The organism is Cellulomonas sp. JH27-2, assembly GCF_014837175.1.
Classification (GTDB): domain Bacteria; phylum Actinomycetota; class Actinomycetes; order Actinomycetales; family Cellulomonadaceae; genus Cellulomonas.
Genome location: NZ_JACYFR010000001.1, coordinates 518,928 through 538,534, shown reverse-complemented (window position 1 = coordinate 538,534; position 19,607 = coordinate 518,928). Strand labels below are relative to the sequence as shown.

The following is a 19,607-nucleotide window of genomic DNA, read 5'->3' as shown; positions in this document are numbered from 1 at the left end:
TGCTCCACATGCAACCGTCGATTCGGAGCATCGGCGCCGACCAGGTACCCTTCTCGGCGAGGTAGCGTGTCCGAGCGGCCTAAGGAGCACGCCTCGAAAGCGTGTGTGGGTGAAAGTCCACCGTGGGTTCAAATCCCACCGCTACCGCCAATGTGATGTCTCAGGACATCGAGGACACCCGGACCTACGGATTCGTAGGTTCGGGTGTCCGTTTTTGTGTCTGGGGTTGGTAGTCCCTGGTGGGGTCGAGGGTGAGCTCGCGCAGGATCTCGCCGGTGGTGGCGTTGATGATGCGGATGTCGAGGTCTTCGACGAGTAGGTGGACGTAGGTTCCGGCGTGGGTTCGGCCGATGCCGATGTGGTGCAGGCGGCCGTTGTGGCGCAGGGTCAGGTTTCCGGTCTTGGAGACGCGGTCGGTGCGGACGTGGTCGTGGGTGTCGGCGTTGCGGTCGGCGCCGGGGGTGGCTTTGGGGCGTGCGGTGTAGGCCGTGGCTGGTGTTGCTCGGTGGGGCAGGGACCGGTGGGGTCGGTGCTGGTTGTACTGGGTGACGAAGGTGTCGATCAGGTGCTGCGGCTCACTGATCGTGGCAGGTCGGGGTAGTCGATCGAGGCGTGGACGTCCGGGTACATCCGGCGTTCTTCCGTCTTCGCGCCGTATGGGGTCTCGAACTTGATCGTCCGCATCACGGGCTTGCCTTCGTCCCGCGCACCGCACCCACCGTGGTGGTCGCTGGCCTGCCGATCGACGGCGAGCTGCGCATCGTCGGGCGGGCCGCGCCACTGTCGCGCGTGGAGACGCGCGAGCTCGCTAAGCACCTGCACCCGCCCACGGGCACGCACCCGTGGCCGGCCACGGTGAAGTCCGCGACGGTCAACGGCTTTGGTGCGAGCCGCGACCCGGTCGACCTGACGTTGGTCGAGCCGGTCGTCGTCGAGGTGTCCGCCGACGCCGCCTGGTCAGGTACCGCGTTCCGGCACCTGCTCCGCTACGTGCGGGTCCGTCCAGAGTTGTATCCGGAGGAGGTCTCGCCACCCCCGGCTACCGCCTAGGCACCGCCTTCACTGTCCAGTGGACCCCCGCCCGGGCCTATTTGCCAGCGGCTCTTGTGTGCCCGCATCGATGTTGTCTTTGCTGCAACGGTGGCTCCGCGAACGCGACTCGACCTCCCAGGTCAAGGCCGCCTTAGATCAATCGCCCGCGCCTACTCATCCTCGGCGAGGCCGAGGTTCGGTCTGTCACCAGACGTCGGGAGTGCGGCTGCCCCGAATCGCTCACCGAACGACGTACGCGTGACCATGCCCTTCGCCGTGTCCAACGTGATTCCCGGGCGCGGGTCGCTCTCGATCTCAGCCTTGGCCCGCAAGACCTCGGGCCTGGACTCCACCCAGGCGTAGTGGGCGTCGTTCGTGAGGAACTGGCTGTAGGAAGCGCGGATCAGGCCGAGCCGAATCCAATTGTCGACGTACATCGCAGCAAGCGGCTCCTCCTTGGGCGCTCCGGTCGCCCTATCCGTCCAGTCGAGGACGTGGGACTGCATCGTCTCGTACCCCTCCGGGTCCGAGAAGGCACGACGCACCGCGATGATCGGCAGTTGGGGCCAGGCCAGGACGATGGCCAGCAGGCTCGCCTCGGCGGGAGACAACTGCTTGATGATCTCGGCGAACGACGGGTGCGCGTCATCCTGCCTGCGGCCGTCCGAGGCCGTGGCCAGCAGGTTGAGGTACATCTCCTTGAGCTCGGGCTCGTCCAAGCTGTACGCCAAGCCCTGCATCGCCGGGAGGACGAGCGACGGTCGTGGCGAGACGAGCGCCTCGTCGGGGATGTGTTCGACCCGGTCGGAGATCTCCTGGGGAAACTGGTCGGTGAAGTAGTCGCTCCTGATGCCCAAGATCTTGACCAGCGGAGTCCACAGCTTGAGGCGCAGCTCTTGCCTGATCGCCACGCGCTCCATGTGCGCTTCCGCAGCCCGCTTCGCTGCGGGGGTCTCGCGGCCGATCTCACGGAGCATCGCCTTCTCGGAGGGATCCTCGTCGAGGGCCTTCTTCGAGGCGGCGGCGGCCGCCTTGCCCACGGCGGCTGCGGCTGCGATCTCGCTACCTGTCATGGGGGACAGCATGGCGGAACGCAGCGCGCCGCGGGGAGGTTTCGGCGGTCAGTCCTGAGTGGCCTTGCTGCCTTGGCCTGGCAGCGGGGGTGCCAGCTTGAGCAGGGACCCCTGACGAACTTCGACGGTGCCGAATGCCGGGCGCCACCAGGTCCCCGGGCGGACCTCAGCGTCGACGACGTCGACGCGCCGCCCGGACCGGTCCGGCGGGGCTCGATTACGAGCCCGCGCCCAGCGACGGGCCGCTCAACTCTGCATAGAGCGCACATGCCAGGCCTCGACCGGGTGTCATTTCCCTCGCGGGCACTTGGTCAGGGGCGAGCCTGAATGAGGCGGCGGATCCGCTGCCAGCCCATCGCCCACTGTGCGAGAGCCGGGTGGATGCCCGCCAGGATGAGTCGGGCGTTCGTCAGCTGCGCCTCGACGCTGTTGGTGTCCAGCAGCGGCTCGAGGTGCGCGACCCTGTTGCGAAGCAGCAGGACCTTGTCCGCCGCGCGCGTGAGGTCGCCGCGGCCGCGAGTCCAGTGCGGGAAGGCGTCGACCAACGCCTCCTCCCAGAGGAGCTGGCGCCCCTCGTCCTTGTCGGGAAGGAGGTAGCGCCAGGTGCCAAAGCTGAGATTCGCCAGCACGTCGGCGTGCTCGACGGGCACCCCGCGGCGCGGACCGTTCCTGCGCTTCGCTGCGATGCCGGCACGCCGTTTGGCTTCCTGGATGTCCTTGTCTCTGGCCAGGCGGAGCAGGAGGGGCGCGGGGTCCATCAGCCAGTCGCGACCGCGTCGGTCGCCGGTGCTGTCATTGACCTGGGTGGCGTTCCACGCGCACAACTGCTCGTCCATGGCGTTGCGCAGCGAAACCTCAAGGAAGTGGAAGAGCTCGTAGACCGCGGCCGACAACTCGATGTTCCACTGGTAGAGCCGAATCGCGTCGGTCGCCTTGCCTGTCGTCACCTCGAGGTAGGGCGCGAGCCTCGCCGCGCTGATCGCGCGGGTCACGGCCGCATCCGCCTCACTCAAACTTGCTCGGGCCCCGGTCACCGGCGTAGTCTATCGGGCGAAGGCAGAGGCAGGTCTCTCTGTTAGAGCTTTGAGCGAGGGTCCACCAGCAGCGCTGGTGGGCCCTTTCTCGTGCGCCGACTACGACCGAAGGGACCGCGCGTCCGGGTGGTCCCTTCGTCTCGCGTCTACGCGCCTTGCCGGATGCAAGCCCCCTACGATGCCTGATAGGCTCCTTATCTCGCCACGGCGCACGCCGACGCGACCACGCCAAGGAGTGCCAGCGATGAGCGCGATTACCCTCACCGACAAGATGAACCCGGACCGGACGACGGGCCTGATCAACACCGACGAGATCATCGAGCAGCTGACCCCCTGGTTCCCCGGGGCGGACGCCGACGTCACCGCCGACATCGCCGCGCTCCAGGAATTCATGGAGGCCGGCAACTGGTTCGCCGCGAACGAGTACGTCTTGCGCCTCGGCCTCGAGGCCAGGGCCCCGAGCGTCGTTGACCTGCTGGTGTTCATCTCCGACGAGTCAAGCAGGGTCTCCGCCGCCGCCGAGGACTTGGCGGCCGCGACCAGTGCTCGCAACGACCTCATTCGGACCGCGTTCCGCAACAACGTCGGCGGCCCGCTGATCGCGCAGGCTGCAGGAATCACCGTCGCCCGCGCCTATCAGATACGTGATGGCCGGTGACCTTCGCGGGCGCCGATTAACGCGATTATGACAAACCGGGCTAGGTTGTCAGTATACTAGCCACGTTAGCGCAGGGCTCCCCTGCGCGTCTACCCCGCCACTAGGGTCCAGGAATGACGCCGAGTGACAGCCCGCTGGTGAACTCATCGCTGGCAGTTCGTGCGAGGGCGGCGCACACCGCGCTCAGGGATCTGGTGCCCGACGGTTCTCGGAGCTCTCTTTCGGAAGAACACCGCGAACTACCAGATGTCGTCGACGACCTCGAAGGCCTCGCCCGCGACGCCCGTGCCGCTGCGGCAGCGCTGCTGGGCCCCGCGTTCGCCTGGCGGGCCGCCGAAGAACCCGCGGAGGACGCACTGTGGACGCCGGTGATCGTGCAGCTTGACCTCGACCGAGGCCGCGCTGACGACCCCGCCGGAGTCTCGGACATCCGCGAATGGGAGGACTCCGCTCTCGACCTGGCGGCGCGGGCGTACGCGCGCGAGACCAGCATCGACCACCGACCTGGCGAAGGCGGGATCTGGCTGTTGTCTCTCGCGCCCATGCCCTCGCGGCGCCAGACCTGCACGCCCTGCGACCAGGACTGCAGGATCGTCATCAGCACGATCCCGCGCGAGCCGAAGTGCGAGTACAGGTTGGGCAGCTGCGACCAGCGGCACACGTTCGCCGCCTCGTCGAGGACCCCGAGCAGCGGCACGTCCAGACGACCGCCGGCCATGCCCGTGGCACGAGCCTCGGCTGCCTCAGTGACTGCCACGGTCAGCGCGGTTACGAGCGGCCCGGCTGAGCCCTTGCCGTCCTTGGACAGGCTGTAGAGCGTGCCCTGGCCCGCGACGAACGCGGCCGGGTCGAACGACGGCCTGCCGGGCTGCGGGGTCACCCACTGCGCGATCGTGCGCAAGGTCAGGCAGGAGGCCATCTGCTGGGCGGTGCTTTAGATGCCGCCACGTTGCTTGTCTGGGGCGCCCTGCACGCCCTGGACCTGCTGGGCGACCAGGTCGTAGCCGTGGTCGCGCAGGATCTCCGACGGGGCGTCGCCGTCGGGCCGGGTCAGCCACGTGTACACGTCCGTGATGGGTCGGCCGTCGAGCGCGGCGGCCAGGAGAAGACCTGCGAGCAGGTCCTGGCCGGCGGGGTCGAAGTAGGCGTCGGTCTTGGCGCAAAGCTCGCGCGAGCCGGAAGCGAAGTGCTGGGCCAGCTGGGAGGCGCTGGTGTCGTCGACGACGTAGGTCACGGTTCCCACCACCACGTGGGCGGCTCGAGGGCGACCTGCTGCGAGTCGAACACCCACACCGGACCAATCGTGGCGCGCGGGCCGCGGGTCGCGTCGACGACGTCGCGCTTGTTCGACGTCGCCAGGACGGCGCCGGGGGCGTCCAGGATCGCCGGGACGACCAGCGAGGTCGTCTTGCCGGTCCCGGGGGCCGGCCACGACCAGGTGCATGTCCACCCAGGAGCCGAAGATGCGGCGCTTGCCGTGCTCGGTGCGGCCGACCTCGACGCCGACCTTGCCGGCGGCGATCACGTCGGGGCGCACTTGCAGCTCGCGCGCCTTGGCCGCGGTGGCCTTGAGCCCGAGGTGAGTCAGGTCCGAGCCCTGCCCCATCCACCGGGCGACCCGGTCAACGCGAGTGCGCTCGGCTCGTCGACGAGCCCTCGAGCGGCCGACCGCGACGGCGAGCGTGAGGAGCAAGACCCCCAGGGCCGCGACGATTGCCCACGAGGCAGTGGGCAGGACCTCGTGGCCCACGACGACGTTGCCGGCGACCGCGACCGGGTCACCGGGCACGGGAGCCGGCTTGCCCGCCAGGCGCGTGCCGACGCGGGCGGCCGCCCACAGCGTGAGCACCGCGACTCCCCCGATGCCGAGGACCGAGGCCAGGATCTTGGTCTCGGCGGACATCCGTCCGGGCTCGGCCAGCTTGTTCGGGTGACGCTCGCTCATCGCGCACCTCCTGCGGGTGCTGTGGTCTGCCAGCGGCGGTTGGAGTTGGCCAGCGACAGCTCGCTGGGCGTGAGGTGGACCTGCACCGGCACGCCGGGGCGGCCACCGACCTTGATCAGGAACTTGCCGCGCCCGGGGGGGGGCTCCTGGCGGCCGAGCTCGCGGTTCCAGCCGCCCGGGGAGGACCAGGACGTGAGCATGTCGCGCTCGACGTCGGACAGGTGCACGACCTTAGTCAGCATCTCCATCTCGCGTTCGGGCAGCCCGCCGCAGATGACCATGCCGGCGCGCTCGACGAAGCCGATCGCCTTCTTGCGGTCCTCCTCGTTGGCGATCGACTCCAGGTCGTTCATGGTGTGGGTGATCTGGATGTTGCGGGACGCTCACAAGCGTCCAGCGGACGGCCCGAGCCTTCACCGCTCCTTCGCCTCGCCCCGGTCTTCGAGGTGGCGAACGACGCGGACCGACTTGCCCCCGCTCGTCTTCTCGACCTCGACCCACACGCAGACCTCGCGGCCGATCAGGTCGTGCGCGCGCCGGGCCATGATCCGGCCAAGCGGCCACCGCGCGTCCTCAGTGCGGACCTGCTCGTTGCCGTTCCCGCTCTTGTCGTGCCCGGTGCCGGTGTGCAGGGTTATCAGCGCTCGGCCGCTCGACTCCTCGATCTCGACGCCGACGATCGAGCCGGTGAACACCTTGGCGTTGTCGCCGAGGATCCCGTCGATGACGCGGGAGACGGCGTGGCGATCGTTGCTGAGCACGGAGGCGAAGCCGGCAGCGGTCGTCGCGACGCGGGCCTCCCAGGCCGTGCGGTGCTCCCCGTCGCGGGGGGCTCCCGTCGCGGTCAGGGCGGCAAGCGCGACCTGCGCGCGCAAGGTCGGATCGAGGGTCATGGCAGGGCTCCTTCGATGGTCGTGGTGGCGTCCACCTAGTGGGTCCGACCACTAGGTCGCTGCCCGCCCGGCGGTCAGATTGAGAGCCGGTCGACCCACTGGTTGGTCAGATGCCGGGACCACCGCCGCGGCACCGACCACCCGAGGACTGCACCCCATGAGCACCACGAAGCCCGCCCCGAAGCGGCCTGCGAAGGCCACCCGCCATGGCTCGCCCATCTCCCGCATGACGCGCTCCGCGGCGCTCGGGCTGACGGTCGTCATCGCCTCGGCGTCGATGGTGCTGTCGTACGTCGCGATCACGGCGCTCGCCGCTATGAGTGGCGTGCCGGCGTCGATCGCCTGGCTCGTGCCGGTCGTCCTCGACGGGCTGACGATCGCGGCCACGGTCGCCGTCGTCGCACTCGCGGAGCACGAGCGCCGAGACCTGGTCTACCCGTGGAGCGTCCTCGGTGCGGCAGCGGTCGCGTCGATCGCGGCCAACATGACGCACGCCGCCCTGACGTACCAGGGCACCGCCGGCGCCCCGCGCGTCGTCTCTCTGACCGTCGCCGCGGTCCCGCCTGTGACCCTGCTGCTGAGCACCCACCTGACCGTCTCGCTGACCCGCCAGGCGCGGCCGGCCAAGCCGAAGACGACCAACGCGCTGACACTGGCGGCCATCGCTCCGGCAGCAGAGCAGTCCACGCCCATCGAGGCGAACGCCAACCTCACGCCCGGACTCCACGCTGTCGAGAAGCCCGCGAAGAGCGTCGCGGCGAAGGTGACCGCCGAGCTGTACGACGAGGTGCTGGCCCTCTCGGAGGGTGGGGCGTCGTGGTCGGCCGTGGCCGAGCAGACGGGCGTCAGCCGCTCGCAGGTCGGGCGCATCGTGCGCGGCGAGAAGGCCCGGCCCGCCGCCTGAACGGCCAGATCCAAGCCCGGCCCGCAGACTGCTCTCCCTCAGTCCGCGGGCCGGAGTTCATATGGGTGTGGTCACCTGCTGGTTGCCGTCAGCGTCTCGTCCTCGATGACGTCGGGGAGCATCGCCAGCAGCGTGGCCCCGCGAACGGTCGCTCGCTGACCAGCCGCCGCGTTGAACTCAGCGACTGTTGCGTACGTCGTCTCGACCGGGCGCGGTGTGAACGGGGCACCAGGCCACCAAGCCCCCGACCGATGGCGTGCGCGCTCCCGCTCGGCGAACTTCCGCGTCGCACCCTGCGCCTGAGTCTTGAGCCAACCCCGTTCCTGCGCGGCATCCGCCCAAGCGGTTACCCGCCTGCCGCCGCAGCGCGAGTCGAGCATCCAGCCGACTGTCGGGAACGCTGGCTTCTTCTCGCCGGCGAACTTGTAGAAGCGGTCGAGGAATGCCTCGGGGGATCCGACACCTGGCTGGGCGCCGGCGAGCTGATGCAGATCAATCCGCAGGTACGACTTGTACTCCGGCCGAGGCGCCGCCATCACGACGTCGATCAGAGTGCGGCGGCCGTCGGCGACGGCGAGCAGCGCCTGCGCGCGTTGCCGGGCAGCCTCCTTCGCCCTAGAGGTTCCACGGGCCCGGTCGGCTTCCGAAAGCGGTCGCGTCATCGGGATCGCCGCCCCTTCGTGGTGGTGAGCGGCTTGGTCTGGATGATGCGGTAGCGGCCGCCCGGGCGGACGGGCGGGGCACCAGAGGTCGCACTACCGATCTCTGTTCGACGTCGCCGACCTGCGCCACGCTTCGAGGGGGACTGCACCCGGTCGATGCCCGCCGCGAGCAGCGGTCGGGCCCACAGGTGCACGCTCGGTTCGCCGGTTCGCTGCCAGTGAGGGGTGCCCAGCAGCATGTGGCGGTTGTCAACGACGGCGAGCAGCTCAGCGGCCTGCCGTGCACGGGCAGCTGCCACGTCCTGCTCGTCGATCGACAGCGCGGCAAGCATCTTGGGCGACAACCCTGCGGGCAAACCCACCGGCGTCGCCTTCCGGTCAAGGAGGCTGACCTGCTCCCACTGGGCGTCGTAGTGGAACTCCTCACCCCGACCACGCGCGACCACGCGGGCTACCTCCTGCTGGGCCCTGCTCGGCCCCGTCGCGCACCACACGGTCAGCCCGCACCAGTCGAGCGAGAACAGCCCCTCGCCAGGGAACCGGGAGCGCCGCGGCCGGCACGGACGTCGGCCAGGATGGAGACGAGGACCGGGACACGAGGTCCCGCCGGTACTCCTCGTCGGACTCGTCGAGAACGCGGAGCGCTTGCTCCAGGTCCAGCGAGACGGCGCCCATCGGGTCGACCTCGACCGCCCGAACGATCTTGGCCCAGTGCTCGGGTTCCCCGCGCTCGACCGCGGTCAGGCAGCCTTCGACGCCCCATCGCTCGACCAGATCGGCGGGGGTGGCGTCGAAATTGCGGAAGCGGAGAGCCATCGGGTCAGTCTCTCGTTACAGGCAGCAGCCGTCGCACGCGTGTCGCGCGATCCGCCGCGTGGCCGATTCGCCTTGGGTCCGCATCGTGTGGGCGAGCCTGTCCACGTCTGGGTGGCCGACGCCGTGGGGGCACAGCCGTTCCATGAATCCGCCGTCTTCGCGCCAGAGCAGGGGAGCGTCGGCGAGCGGGTGCTCCGAAGGATTGTGGATCGGGCAGTTGGGCCCGCTGCACTCCCTGCGGCCGTGCGTGCGAAGCAGCCCGTGACCCGCGTACGAGCCGTTGACCTCGATGTAGCGCACGTCGACCAGGTCGTAGCCCGCGGGGGCCAGAAGGTCGTCGCCGGAAGGGGGTGGCTGCTCGTCGCTCATGCCCTAGTGGTGGGGCGGGGGAACGGCAAGGTGCCCACGCAGTTCACCCACCGCGGTCGCCCCACCACTGGAAGACTCGGATCGTGCCGAACCCCTGGACGAGGATCCACGCTGCGCTAGCCGCGCCACGCGGGCCGTTGACGTACGAGCTGGTCGCGGCCGCGGTTGCCGCGCAGACGGCCGAGGCCGACGACCTTGACTGGAAGGCCGTCGCTCGCACCGACGAAGCTGCGAGGGTTGAGCTGGCAAAGGATCTGGCGGCCATGGCGAACAGCGGCGGCGGGCTGCTCGTCGTGGGCGTCGCCGAGTCGGGTGAGGGCGCTGAGCTCACGGTGGCGATGTCGGACATCGCACTCACCCCGCAGCTGGAGCAGCAGGTGCTCTCCGTCAACGCCCAGCGAGTGCAGCCGATGATCGAGGGTGTCGAGGTGCACCCCTTGCCAAACCCGGAAACGGCGGGTGCCGGCGTACTCGCGGTGTACATCCCGCCCAGTCCCGACGCGCCGCACTTCGTCGGACGCCCCGACGGGACCTACGCCGCGCCGCGGCGCAACGGGCCCCACACCGTATGGCTCCGGGAGCGTGAGATCGAGCGTGCCTACGCCGACAGGTTCTCCCGCCGTTCCGCCGAGGCCGAACGGCTGGACCGCGTGCTCAACGACACGAAGGAGCACCTGCTCGGAAGTGTGCCGTGGGTGATCGGTGCGGCGGTTCCTCGCAACCCGCGAGCTTCCCTGGTGATCAACCCGACCGCCGAGCATGCGCGCAATGCGATCGCGCGAGGAGCAGAACTCGATCACCAGACGATGTGGCAAGACACCGGTGAACGGAGTGCGCACGGCCAGACCCTCGCGATGTTCTACTCCTCGCTGGTCGGGGTCCTGCGGGGCTCGGCTCAGGATCCACGCCGCGGCCTGCGCCGGTGGGTCGTGCGCCATGAGCACGACGACCTGCGCGTGTCGGGGCTCACCGACGACGCGTACGTCGAACTCCACCATGACGGCTCCGTGGCGTTCGCGTACCCGCCGGCCGTGCGCGCGCAGACGCTCGTCGACCAGGATCCGACCGCTTCGTTCATCCGGCTGAGTTTCGTCGAGATGGGTGCTACCTCCGTCGTCGGACTCGCGTCGGCGTGGGCCGAGCTGCTCGGAGTGACTGGGCCCATCGCCGTCGAACTCGCGATCGTCGGGCGGCGGGACGCCGAGCCCTCTCTGCTCAAGGCGCTGAGCGTGAGCACCATGGGCGGATTCAACTTCGGAGAGCACGTCGCTCACGGCAGCACCGCGTTGTTGCAGGCGGAGCCAGCCGTGTCCGAGCTGCTGGACCCGACGGACCGGGACGACCGCCGCGCGACGGCACTGCAGCTGGCCGAGGACGTCGTGCACCAGTTCGGTGTCGGGCGTCTAGAGCTGATGACAGAGCACAATCAGTAGGCGAATGCCTCCCGCGGGAGGCGGGTCCCTGCCAGGATCGGGTCATGGAAACGAGCGAAGCGCCCGCCCTCCGCATCTACCGCCGCGACGACCAGCTCGTGCTGCTCGTGCCACGCGCGGAGCGGGACGAGCTGACAGCCGCGCTCCGTGAGATTGGCGAGACGCCGACGACCATCGTGCGCGAGAACTCCGTCATCGAGCAGGTTGTCCCGTTGCTCGTGGGCCTGCGGGCGCTGTCGGGCGTCGCCAGTGTGATCAAGGCCTACGGCCATCGCAACGACGGCAAGCGCCTTCTCGTGAAGACAGCAGATCGCGAGGTCGATCTCCGCGGCTACTCGGCCGACGAGATCGAGACCGTGCTCCGTGCTGTCGCCGAGGCGGCCGAGTAAACCTTGGCTGTGTGGGTCGTCAGGTGCCCCGGAACTCACGGTTTTCTCACGGTTTTCGGGTCGCAGCCGGTCCTAGTAGGTAATCCTGTGTCAACGCGCGAGCCAGTGAACACGCAGCTCAGGTCCACATTGGAGCGGCCGTGTCGTAGTGGGTCGAGACGGACGTCGAAAGCCCACCGCTACCGCCAATGTCCCAGGACATCGAGAACACCCGGACCCACGGATTCGTGGGTCCGGGTGTTCTTGTTCGTGCCGCCGCCGACTACGCGGACGGCGGTGCGGTCGAGCCGCGGACCAGCAGCTCGGTGGCGAGCTCGACGTGGCGGGCGTCGACCGTGTGGAGGGCGATGAGGCGGACGAGCAGGCTCACGGCGATCCGGCCCATCTCGGCCAGCGGCTGGCGGACGGTCGTGAGCTGCGGCGTGGAGGCGCGGGCGACGTCGGAGTCGTCGAACCCGGTCACCGACAGGTCGACAGGCACCCGGAGCCCGCGTTCGGCCGCCGCGTGCATCGCCCCGATCGCGACCTTGTCGTTGAAGCACACCAGCGCGGTGGGACGGTCCGGCAGGTCGAGGAGCTCGCCGGCGGCATGGCGCCCTTGATCGGTCGTCGGCTCGATGGGCCGGTAGAGCTCGGACGGGGGCATGTGGCCCGCGTGCACCATGGCCGCGGCGTGGCCCGCCTGGCGTTCCACGGCGGCCGACCACTCCCGCGGCCCGCCGATCACGCCGATGCGGCGGTGGCCCAGCTGGAGCAGGTGTGCGGTCACGCGTCGGGCACCTGCGGCGTGCGCGGCGGAGACCGCGGCGACCTCGGGCGGTGGCGGCGTGCGTGGGTCGACGACGACGAACGGGAAGCCGGTCCGGCGCAGGGCGGCGAGCTCCGCGCTGCGCTCGGGCGGCAGGACGAGCACCGCGCCCGCGACGTCGGCGCGTGACGCGAGGCCCAGCAGCGGGTGCGTCGAGGCCGCACGCTGACCGGCGTCCAGCAGGACCGAGCGGCCGTGCAGCTCGAGCGCCTCAGCGACGGCCGAGACGACCAGGCCGAAGTAGTCGGTGAGCACGTAGGGGCAGCGCACGAACACCGGGCCGGTGCGGCTTGCCGGCGTCGCACGGGGCAACGGCGCCCGCTGCCCCAGGTCGTTCACGGCCTGCAGGACGAGGTCGCGCGTCGGGGCTGCGACGTTGGGGTGGCCGTTGAGGACGCGGGAGACGGTGGCGATCGAGACGCCCGTGGCCGTGGCGACGTCACGGACCGTCGCACGAGGCACCGACGCTGCCATGTTTCACGCTCCGTTTCAGCGATGTCGTTGACCGTCGTCGTCGGTCACGCCTGTGATGTCCGTATTGCGCGGAGCGTACCGCGCGACGAGTTGCGTGGATGTCGACCGTTACATCTGTTACATCGCCCGCTCATCGCCGAGCGGACCGGCAGGCGCGACGGCGGGATCGGCGGCGCCGGCGACGAAGCCGGGGCACGACGAGCGACGGGGCGAACCGTCGCGAGGATCGAGGAGCGACGATGACACGAACACTCGTGCGCGCGACGCTGGCGGCCACCGCCGGCGCCGCGCTGCTGCTGCCCGCGAGCGCGGCCCAGGCAACAGGATGGGCCGGGCACGGCCACGACCGGACCGTCCAGGCCCAGGTCTGGGTGACGACGCCCGACCGTGCCGAGCTGCTGCACCAGCGAGCGCCCGTGACGTTCGGCACCGGAGGGTCGGATCTCGCGACGATCGTCGTGGACCCCGACCAGCGGTTCCAGACCATGGACGGGTTCGGCGCCTCGATCACCGACTCGTCGGCGTCGTTGCTGGCCGGCCTGTCCGGCAGCGAGCGTGACAAGGCGATGCGGTCGCTGTTCGACCCGAAGAGCGGCATCGGCGTGAGCTTCCTGCGTCAGCCCGTCGGCTCGTCGGACTTCACGGCAGCCGACGAGCACTGGACGTACGACGACGTGCCCGCGGGCCAGACCGACCTGCCGCTCGAGCACTTCTCGATCGCGCACGACGAGCTGCAGATCCTGCCGCTGCTGCGCCAGGCCAAGCGGCTCAACCCGCGTCTGTCCGTCATGGCCACGCCGTGGAGCCCGCCGGCGTGGATGAAGACGGGCGACTCCCTCGTCGGTGGCCGCCTCAAGGACGACCCGGCGATCTACGACGCCTACGCCCGCTACCTCGTGAAGTTCGTCCAGGCGTACACGAAGGCCGGCGTCCCGATCGACTTCCTGTCCGTCCAGAACGAGCCGCAGAACCGCACCCCCGACGCGTATCCGGGCACGGACATGCCCGTCGCGCAGGAGGTCAAGGTCATCGAGGCGCTCGGTCCGATGCTGAAGAGGGTCAGCCCGCGCACCAAGATCCTGGCCTACGACCACAACTGGGCGACCCACCCGAACGACGCCGCGAACACGCCCCCGGGCGAGGACCCGGCCACCGACTACCCGTACCAGGTGCTCGACAGCCCGGCGGCGAAGTGGGTCGCAGGCACCGCCTACCACTGCTACTACGGCGACCCGAGCGCGCAGACGGCCCTGCACGACGCGCACCCGACCAAGGGCATCTGGTTCACCGAGTGCTCCGGCTCGCACGGCGCGACGGACACCCCGGAGCAGACGTTCCGCGGCACGCTGACGTGGCACGCACGGACCATCACGATCGGCACCACGCGCAACTGGGCCAGGAGCACGGCCAACTGGAACATCGCGCTGCGTGAGGACGGTGGCCCGCACCTGGGCGGCTGCGGGACGTGCACGGGCCTGCTGACCGTCCTCGCGGACGGCACGACGCGCACCGATGCGGAGTACTACACGATCGGGCACCTGTCGAAGTTCGTGCAGCCCGGTGCGCGGCGCATCGCGTCGACGAGCTTCGGCACCACCGGATGGAACGGCCAGATCATGGACGTCGCGTTCCGGAACCCGGACGGCTCCACCGCGCTCGTCGTGCACAACGAGAACGACGACCCGCGCAGCTTCGCCGTCGCGGTCGGGGGCCGAACGTTCGAGTACACGCTCCCGGGCGGGGCGCTCGCCACGTTCACCTGGCCGTCGTCGCGGCTCCTGCAGGACCGGACCACCGAGCTCGACCTGTCCGGCGCCACGGCGATCGCGTCGTCGAACGGCACGGACGCCGGGCTCTTCGTCGACGGCAACCCGACGAGCGACGCGTCGACCCGCTGGCAGTCCGGCACCGGCCAGGCCCCGGGGCAGTACGTGCAGGTGGACCTCGGCCGCCAGCGCCTGTTCCGTCAGGTCGCGATCGACTCGGGCGACAGCACGGGCGACTACGCACGCGGCTGGAGCGTGCAGACCAGCCGCGACGGTACGCACTGGCGCACGGCCGCGAGCGGTGCGGGCACCGGCCAGCTCACCACGGCCGACGTCGGGATCACGCTCGCCCGGTACGTCCGGGTGACGTCCACGGCGACGTCGGGCAGCTGGTGGTCGGTGGCCGACCTGCGCCTGTACCGCTGACGCGCCGGGGCTGGTGCCGGCGGGACCGGCACCAGCCCTGCGCACGCGTCCCTCGTCGCGCCTCTGCCAGACTCGGGCGCGACGAGAGGGGCGCGCGTGGGCAGGGAGCTGCGGCTGCACCTGGGGTGGCGTCTGCGCGACTACGCCGCGATCGGGTGGTGGCAGGCGGTCGCGGTGGTCTCGCGGGCGCGGCCCGACGAGCTGCGCGCCGACCCGGGCGCGGACGTCGGACCGTCGCCCCGCGTCGTCGTCCTGCTGCCCGGCGTCTACGAACCGTGGCGCGTGCTGCTGCCGTGGGCACGGCTGCTGCGCGAGCACGGCGCCGACGTGCACGTCCTGCCCGAGCTGGGCTGGAACCGTGCGCCGATCCCGGCGACCGCGGCGAGGGTCGGTCGCTACCTCGTCGAGAACGACCTGCGTGACGTGACCCTGGTCGCCCACAGCAAGGGCGGCCTGATCGGCAAGCTGGCGATGCTGCGCGAGGACCCGGACGGCCGCATCGCCGACCTGATCGCGGTCAACACCCCGTTCGGCGGGTCCCGCTGGGCGCGGTACTTCCTCGTCGGCGCCGTCCGCGCGTTCCGGCCGGCCGACGCGACGATCGTCGCGCTCGCGGCCGAGGTCGAGGTGAACGCGCGCATCACGTCGGTGCACACGTTCTGGGACCCGCACGTGCCAGAAGGCAGTGAGCTGGCGGGTGCGACCGACGTGGTGCTCGAGACCCCGGGTCACTTCCGGCCGATGACAGACCCGCGGCTGGTGGACCTGCTGGTCGAGCGGGTCAGCGGTCGCGGGGGAGCTGCAGCACGCGCGTGAACCCTGGCTCGTCGGGGTCGTCGACGATCTCGACGCCGTCGAGCCACGACTCGATGACGTGCGCGAGCTCGCCCGGGTGGCTGAAGTTGATGGCGTGCGCGGCGCCCTCGATGAGTGCGACGGTGATGTGGTCCGGGGCCTGGCGGCCCACCTCACGCACGCGGTAGGGCGGGGCCATGAACGGGTCGCGGCTGCCGATGACCGCCAGCGAGGGGACCGGTGCGTGCAGCAGGCGGTCGAGCGACGGGAACCGCGTCAGCTCGCTGAACAGGTTGAACGTGTTGACGGGCCCGAACCGCAGGTAGTCGGGGACCGCGATCCGCGCCATCCGCGGGCTCTCCCGCACGCCGTCCCGGGCGAGCTGCCCGATCGCACGGCGCAGCGGCTGGTTGTGCACCCCGCCGGCGGGGGAGACGAGCACCAGCCGGTCGACGCGGTCGGTCGCCGCGTGCGCGAGCTCGAGCGCCACCGGGCAGCCCATCGAGTTCCCGACGAGGACCACGCGCTCGAGCTCGAGCGCGTCCAGGATCTCCCGCAGCGCGCTGGCCAGCGCGGGGATGCCGAGCGTGTAGTCGCGCCGCTCGCTACGACCGTAGCCCGGCAGGTCCGGGACCACGTTCTGGGCCCGGTGCGCGAGCCGCCGCGCGGTCGGCATGAGGTACGCGCCGGAGATCGCGAACCCGTGCACGTGCACGATCGGCAGAGCGCCGGGGACGGGCGCGCTCACCCGGTACGCGACGCGGCGCCCGTCCACCTGCAGCGACCGCTCGCTCCACCCCTGGTCGTGTCCCATGCCCCGCATCGTGGCACGCCCCACGCCGCGGGTCGTCACCGGTGGTAGGTCGTGACCAGCCGAACGTCGCGGCCCGTGGGCGTGAAGGCGACGATCTCCTCCCAACCGGCTGTCATGACGGTCGCGTCGAGGTCGTCGATCGTCCAGCGCTGCGCGAGCAACGGCAGGCCGTCCAGCTCGACGAACACGCTCCGCCCGGGCCCGATCTGCGCCGCAGGGACGCCGCGAGCGGTCGACCATCGCACCAGCCACGCGGGAAGGCGGACGTCCTGACGGAGGAGCATGTCCCCGAGACCCCCGATCGCCGAGCCATACATCCCCACCGGGTCCTCGGACAGCAGCCAGGGCATCGACGGATGGTTGAGCACGAGCCCGACAGCCCACAGCTCGCCCTCGTTCTGCCGGTGCCAGACGGTCGCGTCGAGCGCGTGCGGGGCGGGCTCGGCCTCGTCCACGAACCACACGCGGCGGAAGGCGTCCAGCGGATCGATCATGGCGCGAGTATGTCGCCGGACCGCAGACATCGGTAGGGACGTCGTCTACCGTGCTGGCTGGGCCGACGACCGGCCCGACTGCGTGAGGAGGCGCCGTGCCGCGGATCATCGACGCGCACGCGCACCTGTGGGACACCTCCTGCCTGACGTATCCCTGGCTGGCCGACGAGCCGGACCTGCCGGACGTCTTCGGCCCCGCCGACCTGCACCGGGCCGCGCCCGAGATCGACGCGTACGTGTTCATCGAGGCGGACGCACCGGACGAGCAGGCGTTCGCCGAGGCCGCGCGGGTCGCGTCACTGCCCGACGAGCACCCGCGGCTGGCCGGCATCGTCGCGTGCGCGCCGTTGGAACAGCCCGATGCGGAGGCGGCGCTGGCTCGGCTTGAGGAGATCGAGCGCGTCGTAGGCGTGCGGCGCCTGTTGCAGGGCCACGACGACGCGTTCTTCGAGCTCCCCGCGCTCGCGGCCGGGCTGCGCGCGGTCGCCCGGCGGGGGTGGACGTTCGACGCGTGCGTCCACGCCGGCCAGCTCCCGGCGGTCGTCGGCCTCGCACGCAGACACCCCGACCTGATCGTCGTCCTCGACCACCTGGGCAAGCCGGACGTCCACGGCGGACCCGAAGCGTTCGCGCGCTGGCGCACCGACCTCGCGGCGCTGGCCGAGCTGCCGAACGTCGTCGTGAAGCTCTCCGGCCTGCCCGCCCAGGCGGGCGCCCAGCGCATCGACCTCGCGCCCTGGCTGCGCGCCGCCGTCGACCTGTTCGGCCCGCAGCGCGCGATGCTGGGCAGCGACTGGCCGGTCTCGAGCCGGGGCCCGTGGTCGCTGCCGGACTGGATCGACACGGTCCGCACCGCGCTGGGGCCGACGGGCGACGAGTGGGACGCCATCGCAGCCGGTACGGCCCAAGCCGCCTACGGGCTGCGCGTCTGAACGGGTGGGCGAGCGCGAATCTGCTGGCCACGTGTGTCGTCGTCAGTGAGGATCAGCCGCATGCCCACCGCCGACCAGCGCACGGACGCCGAGCTGATCGCCCGCCATCGCGATGGCCTGGCCGACCTCGCCCGGGAGACGGTCCGGGTCGAGGTGGACCTCGGCCCCGCGCACTGGACCTACCCGCCGACGCAGGACGACGAGACGTTGATGGTTGTCGAAGACCCCGAGATGATCACTGAGCTCTTCGCCGTTCTCGAGACCGCCGACCCGGCCCGCCGATCGGTCGCGCAGATCTTGCCGGGAGTGCGCCTGACGTTCATCGACGCCGAGGACGACTCGGCGGGAAGTATCGACCTGCTCTCACCGACGTGGATCGGGGGCGACGCCTACGCCGCCCAGCTGGCGCGCCCTGTCCTGCCGCAGGTGCTGGACGGGCTGAGGCCGGCGATCTGGCCGGAGGGACGGGTCGAGGACCACCTGCTGTCGTCGGCGCCGGAGGTGTCGCCCGAGGTTCGCGCGCTACGGGTGCTGTGGGAGCAAGGGTGGGGGTTGAACCCCGACGATGTCGGCAACCCCTGGCCGAACAGAGACCGATGGGTTCGCTTCCACAGCCTGCCCGGGTCCAAGCAGTACGCCGACGACGAGGCGGAGTACGAGGAGATCCTGCGCCGGCACCGCGTGGTGCTCGAGGAGCTCGCGTCGGGCGAGGCGGCAGGCACACGCCTCGTCGTCGTTGTCGGGTCTTGGTCGACCACGCCCGTGCCAGCGCCGCTCGGCGCGGTCTCCGCCGGTGCTCTCCCGGGGGCGCAGTACGGGTGGACCGTGCTCAGGGACGAGCCGGACCAGGACGACGACGGTCTCTGGGACCACTACTACGTCGATCGGCTGGAACCGGAAGGCCCGGCGCTGGATGCCCTGCTGCGAGTGGTTGCGGACTGTTGGTGGATGGACGTGGTGATCGCGCCGCCCGGGCTGGAGTGGCTCTACCGCCCCTACGACGGCGGCGCGGACGTGTACGCCGCATCGGCCGCCGACCGGGACGCGCTGCGCGACCGCCACGCCGACTGGCTGTCGTCGCACCCGGACGGTCTGTAGGCCGACGCGGCGGCGCGCCCGCTACCGTATGGCCCGTGGCCTACGAACTCGCGCTCTTCGACCTCGACGACACGCTCGCGCCCTCCAAGAGCAAGGTGTCGCCGGAGATCGTCGACATGCTCGTCGCGCTGACCAAGGTGGCCCAGGTGGCCATCATCTCGGGCGGCACGTTCGAGCAGTTCGACACGCAGCTCCTGAGCTCGATCGACGACGCGGATGCACTCCAGCGCATCCACGTCCTGCCGACGTGCGGGACGCGCTACCTGGTCCACGACGGGACGGCGTGGGTGGAGGTCTACTCCGAGCCGCTGACCGACGACGAGACCGAGCGGGCCGTCGAGGCCGTCACGCGCCGCGCGAAGGAGCTCGGCCTGTGGGAGCCCGAGACGTGGGGCGACCGCGTGGAGCGTCGCGGCAGCCAGGTGACGTTCTCCGCGCTGGGGCAGGCGGCGCCCGTCGACGCCAAGCACGCGTGGGACCCGACGGGGGAGAAGAAGAACACGCTGCGCGAGGCCGTCGCGGCGGACGTCCCCGACCTGGAGGTCCGCTCGGGCGGGTCGACGTCCGTCGACATCACGCGCCGCGGCATCGACAAGGCGTACGGCGTGAACAAGCTCCTGGCGCGTCTCGAGCTGCAGCCCACGGACGCCGTGTTCTTCGGCGACCGGCTCGACGAGGCCGGCAACGACTACCCCGTCATCTCGACGGGCGTGCCGTGCATCGCCGTCACCGGCTGGACCGACACGCCCGGCAAGGTGCGCGAGGCGCTGCCTGAGGCGTTCTGAGGCGGAC

At 70.7% G+C, this 19,607-nt stretch carries 24 protein-coding genes and 1 tRNA gene; 11 read left to right on the top strand and 14 right to left on the bottom strand.

Translation table 11 applies throughout. The features are described 5' to 3' along the window. The first annotated feature begins 60 nt into the window (after positions 1-60). Positions 61-150: transfer RNA gene (locus tag IC607_RS02590), tRNA-Ser, on the top strand. Between the two features lie 34 nt (positions 151-184). On the opposite strand, the gene IC607_RS02585 is transcribed toward IC607_RS02590, so the two are convergent. Beyond that, positions 185-715 (bottom strand): hypothetical protein, encoded by a 531-nt coding sequence (locus IC607_RS02585; protein ID WP_191785419.1) that lies wholly within the window; start codon positions 713-715, stop codon positions 185-187. Positions 716-720: 5 nt separating this feature from the next. Between IC607_RS02585 and IC607_RS02580 the strand changes: the two genes are divergently transcribed. Next, positions 721-1,050, top strand: coding sequence for a hypothetical protein (locus IC607_RS02580; RefSeq protein ID WP_191785418.1), 330 nt, complete (start codon positions 721-723; stop codon positions 1,048-1,050). A 152-nt stretch (positions 1,051-1,202) separates the two neighbouring features. Here IC607_RS02580 and IC607_RS02575 read toward each other — a convergent pair whose 3' ends face one another. Continuing rightward, the gene (locus IC607_RS02575; RefSeq protein ID WP_191785417.1) at positions 1,203-2,105 is read right to left on the bottom strand and encodes a DUF4393 domain-containing protein; all 903 of its coding nucleotides are present in this window, start codon (positions 2,103-2,105) and stop codon (positions 1,203-1,205) included. Between the two features lie 311 nt (positions 2,106-2,416). Further along, complete coding sequence (locus IC607_RS02570) at positions 2,417-3,097, bottom strand: hypothetical protein (RefSeq protein ID WP_191785416.1); 681 nt, start codon at positions 3,095-3,097, stop codon at positions 2,417-2,419. A 286-nt stretch (positions 3,098-3,383) separates the two neighbouring features. Here IC607_RS02570 and IC607_RS02565 point away from each other — a divergent pair, with 286 nt between their 5' ends. Further along, positions 3,384-3,797: a hypothetical protein gene (locus IC607_RS02565; protein ID WP_191785415.1), complete on the top strand. Its 414-nt coding sequence runs from the start codon at positions 3,384-3,386 to the stop codon at positions 3,795-3,797. 100 nt (positions 3,798-3,897) lie between these two features. On the opposite strand, the gene IC607_RS17255 is transcribed toward IC607_RS02565, so the two are convergent. The 4 genes from IC607_RS17255 to IC607_RS02550 form a co-directional block, all read right to left on the bottom strand. Beyond that, the gene (locus tag IC607_RS17255) at positions 3,898-4,515 is read right to left on the bottom strand and encodes a TraM recognition domain-containing protein (RefSeq protein ID WP_225224449.1); all 618 of its coding nucleotides are present in this window, start codon (positions 4,513-4,515) and stop codon (positions 3,898-3,900) included. 216 nt (positions 4,516-4,731) lie between these two features. Beyond that, on the bottom strand, positions 4,732-5,742 hold the full coding sequence (locus IC607_RS02560; protein WP_225224298.1) for a hypothetical protein: 1,011 nt from the start codon (positions 5,740-5,742) through the stop codon (positions 4,732-4,734). Next, positions 5,739-6,095, bottom strand: a complete 357-nt coding sequence (locus tag IC607_RS02555; RefSeq protein WP_191785414.1) for a hypothetical protein — start codon at positions 6,093-6,095, stop codon at positions 5,739-5,741. The genes IC607_RS02560 and IC607_RS02555 overlap by 4 nt, the downstream gene beginning before the upstream one ends. Positions 6,096-6,155: 60 nt before the next feature. Beyond that, the gene (locus IC607_RS02550) at positions 6,156-6,635 is read right to left on the bottom strand and encodes a hypothetical protein (protein WP_191785413.1); all 480 of its coding nucleotides are present in this window, start codon (positions 6,633-6,635) and stop codon (positions 6,156-6,158) included. A gap of 157 nt (positions 6,636-6,792) precedes the next feature. Between IC607_RS02550 and IC607_RS02545 the strand changes: the two genes are divergently transcribed. Beyond that, entirely contained in the window at positions 6,793-7,539 is a 747-nt protein-coding gene (locus IC607_RS02545; protein ID WP_191785412.1) for a DUF2637 domain-containing protein, read from the top strand. Positions 7,540-7,610: 71 nt separating this feature from the next. Here IC607_RS02545 and IC607_RS02540 read toward each other — a convergent pair whose 3' ends face one another. The 4 genes from IC607_RS02540 to IC607_RS02525 are packed head-to-tail and all read right to left on the bottom strand — an operon-like array spanning position 7,611 to position 9,386. Next, positions 7,611-8,201 carry a hypothetical protein gene (locus tag IC607_RS02540; RefSeq protein ID WP_191785411.1) on the bottom strand — a complete coding sequence of 197 codons (591 nt, stop codon included), beginning with the start codon at positions 8,199-8,201 and terminating at the stop codon, positions 7,611-7,613. Then, positions 8,198-8,647, bottom strand: a complete 450-nt coding sequence (locus IC607_RS02535; protein ID WP_191785410.1) for a hypothetical protein — start codon at positions 8,645-8,647, stop codon at positions 8,198-8,200. The genes IC607_RS02540 and IC607_RS02535 overlap by 4 nt, the downstream gene beginning before the upstream one ends. Beyond that, positions 8,625-9,017 carry a hypothetical protein gene (locus tag IC607_RS02530; RefSeq protein WP_191785409.1) on the bottom strand — a complete coding sequence of 131 codons (393 nt, stop codon included), beginning with the start codon at positions 9,015-9,017 and terminating at the stop codon, positions 8,625-8,627. Before IC607_RS02530 ends, IC607_RS02535 begins: the two co-directional genes overlap by 23 nt. Positions 9,018-9,032: 15 nt before the next feature. Next, on the bottom strand, positions 9,033-9,386 hold the full coding sequence (locus IC607_RS02525; RefSeq protein WP_191785408.1) for a hypothetical protein: 354 nt from the start codon (positions 9,384-9,386) through the stop codon (positions 9,033-9,035). Between the two features lie 137 nt (positions 9,387-9,523). Here IC607_RS02525 and IC607_RS02520 point away from each other — a divergent pair, with 137 nt between their 5' ends. Next, a complete protein-coding gene (locus tag IC607_RS02520; RefSeq protein ID WP_191785407.1) occupies positions 9,524-10,819 on the top strand; it encodes an ATP-binding protein in 1,296 nt (431 codons plus the stop codon). A gap of 44 nt (positions 10,820-10,863) precedes the next feature. Then, a complete protein-coding gene (locus tag IC607_RS02515; RefSeq protein ID WP_191785406.1) occupies positions 10,864-11,208 on the top strand; it encodes a hypothetical protein in 345 nt (114 codons plus the stop codon). 262 nt (positions 11,209-11,470) lie between these two features. Here IC607_RS02515 and IC607_RS02510 read toward each other — a convergent pair whose 3' ends face one another. Further along, positions 11,471-12,490, bottom strand: coding sequence for a LacI family DNA-binding transcriptional regulator (locus tag IC607_RS02510; protein WP_191785405.1), 1,020 nt, complete (start codon positions 12,488-12,490; stop codon positions 11,471-11,473). A gap of 239 nt (positions 12,491-12,729) precedes the next feature. Between IC607_RS02510 and IC607_RS02505 the strand changes: the two genes are divergently transcribed. Both IC607_RS02505 and IC607_RS02500 read left to right on the top strand, forming a co-directional pair. After that, a complete protein-coding gene (locus IC607_RS02505) occupies positions 12,730-14,682 on the top strand; it encodes a discoidin domain-containing protein (RefSeq protein ID WP_191785404.1) in 1,953 nt (650 codons plus the stop codon). Between the two features lie 96 nt (positions 14,683-14,778). After that, a complete protein-coding gene (locus IC607_RS02500; protein ID WP_191785403.1) occupies positions 14,779-15,498 on the top strand; it encodes a hypothetical protein in 720 nt (239 codons plus the stop codon). Here the strand turns inward: IC607_RS02500 and IC607_RS02495 are convergent. Beyond that, complete coding sequence (locus tag IC607_RS02495; protein ID WP_191785402.1) at positions 15,464-16,291, bottom strand: alpha/beta fold hydrolase; 828 nt, start codon at positions 16,289-16,291, stop codon at positions 15,464-15,466. The genes IC607_RS02500 and IC607_RS02495 overlap by 35 nt on opposite strands. A 35-nt stretch (positions 16,292-16,326) precedes the next feature. Continuing rightward, complete coding sequence (locus IC607_RS02490) at positions 16,327-16,785, bottom strand: hypothetical protein (protein WP_191785401.1); 459 nt, start codon at positions 16,783-16,785, stop codon at positions 16,327-16,329. Positions 16,786-16,880: 95 nt separating this feature from the next. Between IC607_RS02490 and IC607_RS02485 the strand changes: the two genes are divergently transcribed. Genes IC607_RS02485 through IC607_RS02475 form a run of 3 tightly spaced genes read left to right on the top strand, consistent with a single transcriptional unit; the run spans position 16,881 to position 19,600 of the window. Then, positions 16,881-17,717, top strand: coding sequence for an amidohydrolase family protein (locus IC607_RS02485; protein ID WP_191785400.1), 837 nt, complete (start codon positions 16,881-16,883; stop codon positions 17,715-17,717). 60 nt (positions 17,718-17,777) lie between these two features. Beyond that, the gene (locus IC607_RS02480) at positions 17,778-18,815 is read left to right on the top strand and encodes a hypothetical protein (protein ID WP_191785399.1); all 1,038 of its coding nucleotides are present in this window, start codon (positions 17,778-17,780) and stop codon (positions 18,813-18,815) included. A gap of 35 nt (positions 18,816-18,850) precedes the next feature. Next, positions 18,851-19,600, top strand: a complete 750-nt coding sequence (locus tag IC607_RS02475) for an HAD-IIB family hydrolase (protein WP_191785398.1) — start codon at positions 18,851-18,853, stop codon at positions 19,598-19,600. Positions 19,601-19,607 lie beyond the last annotated feature (7 nt).

Excerpts from the sequence above, each read along its gene's own strand:
- IC607_RS02490 (WP_191785401.1), bottom strand. The coding sequence starts at position 16,785 with ATGATCGATCCGCTGGACGCCTTCCGCCGCGTGTGGTTCGTGGACGAG.
- IC607_RS02560 (WP_225224298.1), bottom strand. The coding sequence starts at position 5,742 with ATGAGCGAGCGTCACCCGAACAAGCTGGCCGAGCCCGGACGGATGTCC.
- IC607_RS02480 (WP_191785399.1), top strand. The coding sequence starts at position 17,778 with ATGCCCACCGCCGACCAGCGCACGGACGCCGAGCTGATCGCCCGCCAT.
- IC607_RS02555 (WP_191785414.1), bottom strand. The coding sequence starts at position 6,095 with ATGAACGACCTGGAGTCGATCGCCAACGAGGAGGACCGCAAGAAGGCG.
- IC607_RS02515 (WP_191785406.1), top strand. The coding sequence starts at position 10,864 with ATGGAAACGAGCGAAGCGCCCGCCCTCCGCATCTACCGCCGCGACGAC.
- IC607_RS02505 (WP_191785404.1), top strand. The coding sequence starts at position 12,730 with ATGACACGAACACTCGTGCGCGCGACGCTGGCGGCCACCGCCGGCGCC.
- IC607_RS17255 (WP_225224449.1), bottom strand. The coding sequence starts at position 4,515 with ATGGCCGGCGGTCGTCTGGACGTGCCGCTGCTCGGGGTCCTCGACGAG.
- IC607_RS02525 (WP_191785408.1), bottom strand. The coding sequence starts at position 9,386 with ATGAGCGACGAGCAGCCACCCCCTTCCGGCGACGACCTTCTGGCCCCC.
- IC607_RS02495 (WP_191785402.1), bottom strand. The coding sequence starts at position 16,291 with ATGGGACACGACCAGGGGTGGAGCGAGCGGTCGCTGCAGGTGGACGGG.
- IC607_RS02545 (WP_191785412.1), top strand. The coding sequence starts at position 6,793 with ATGAGCACCACGAAGCCCGCCCCGAAGCGGCCTGCGAAGGCCACCCGC.
- IC607_RS02575 (WP_191785417.1), bottom strand. The coding sequence starts at position 2,105 with ATGACAGGTAGCGAGATCGCAGCCGCAGCCGCCGTGGGCAAGGCGGCC.
- IC607_RS02530 (WP_191785409.1), bottom strand. The coding sequence starts at position 9,017 with ATGGCTCTCCGCTTCCGCAATTTCGACGCCACCCCCGCCGATCTGGTC.
- IC607_RS02550 (WP_191785413.1), bottom strand. The coding sequence starts at position 6,635 with ATGACCCTCGATCCGACCTTGCGCGCGCAGGTCGCGCTTGCCGCCCTG.
- IC607_RS02510 (WP_191785405.1), bottom strand. The coding sequence starts at position 12,490 with ATGGCAGCGTCGGTGCCTCGTGCGACGGTCCGTGACGTCGCCACGGCC.
- IC607_RS02540 (WP_191785411.1), bottom strand. The coding sequence starts at position 8,201 with ATGACGCGACCGCTTTCGGAAGCCGACCGGGCCCGTGGAACCTCTAGG.
- IC607_RS02565 (WP_191785415.1), top strand. The coding sequence starts at position 3,384 with ATGAGCGCGATTACCCTCACCGACAAGATGAACCCGGACCGGACGACG.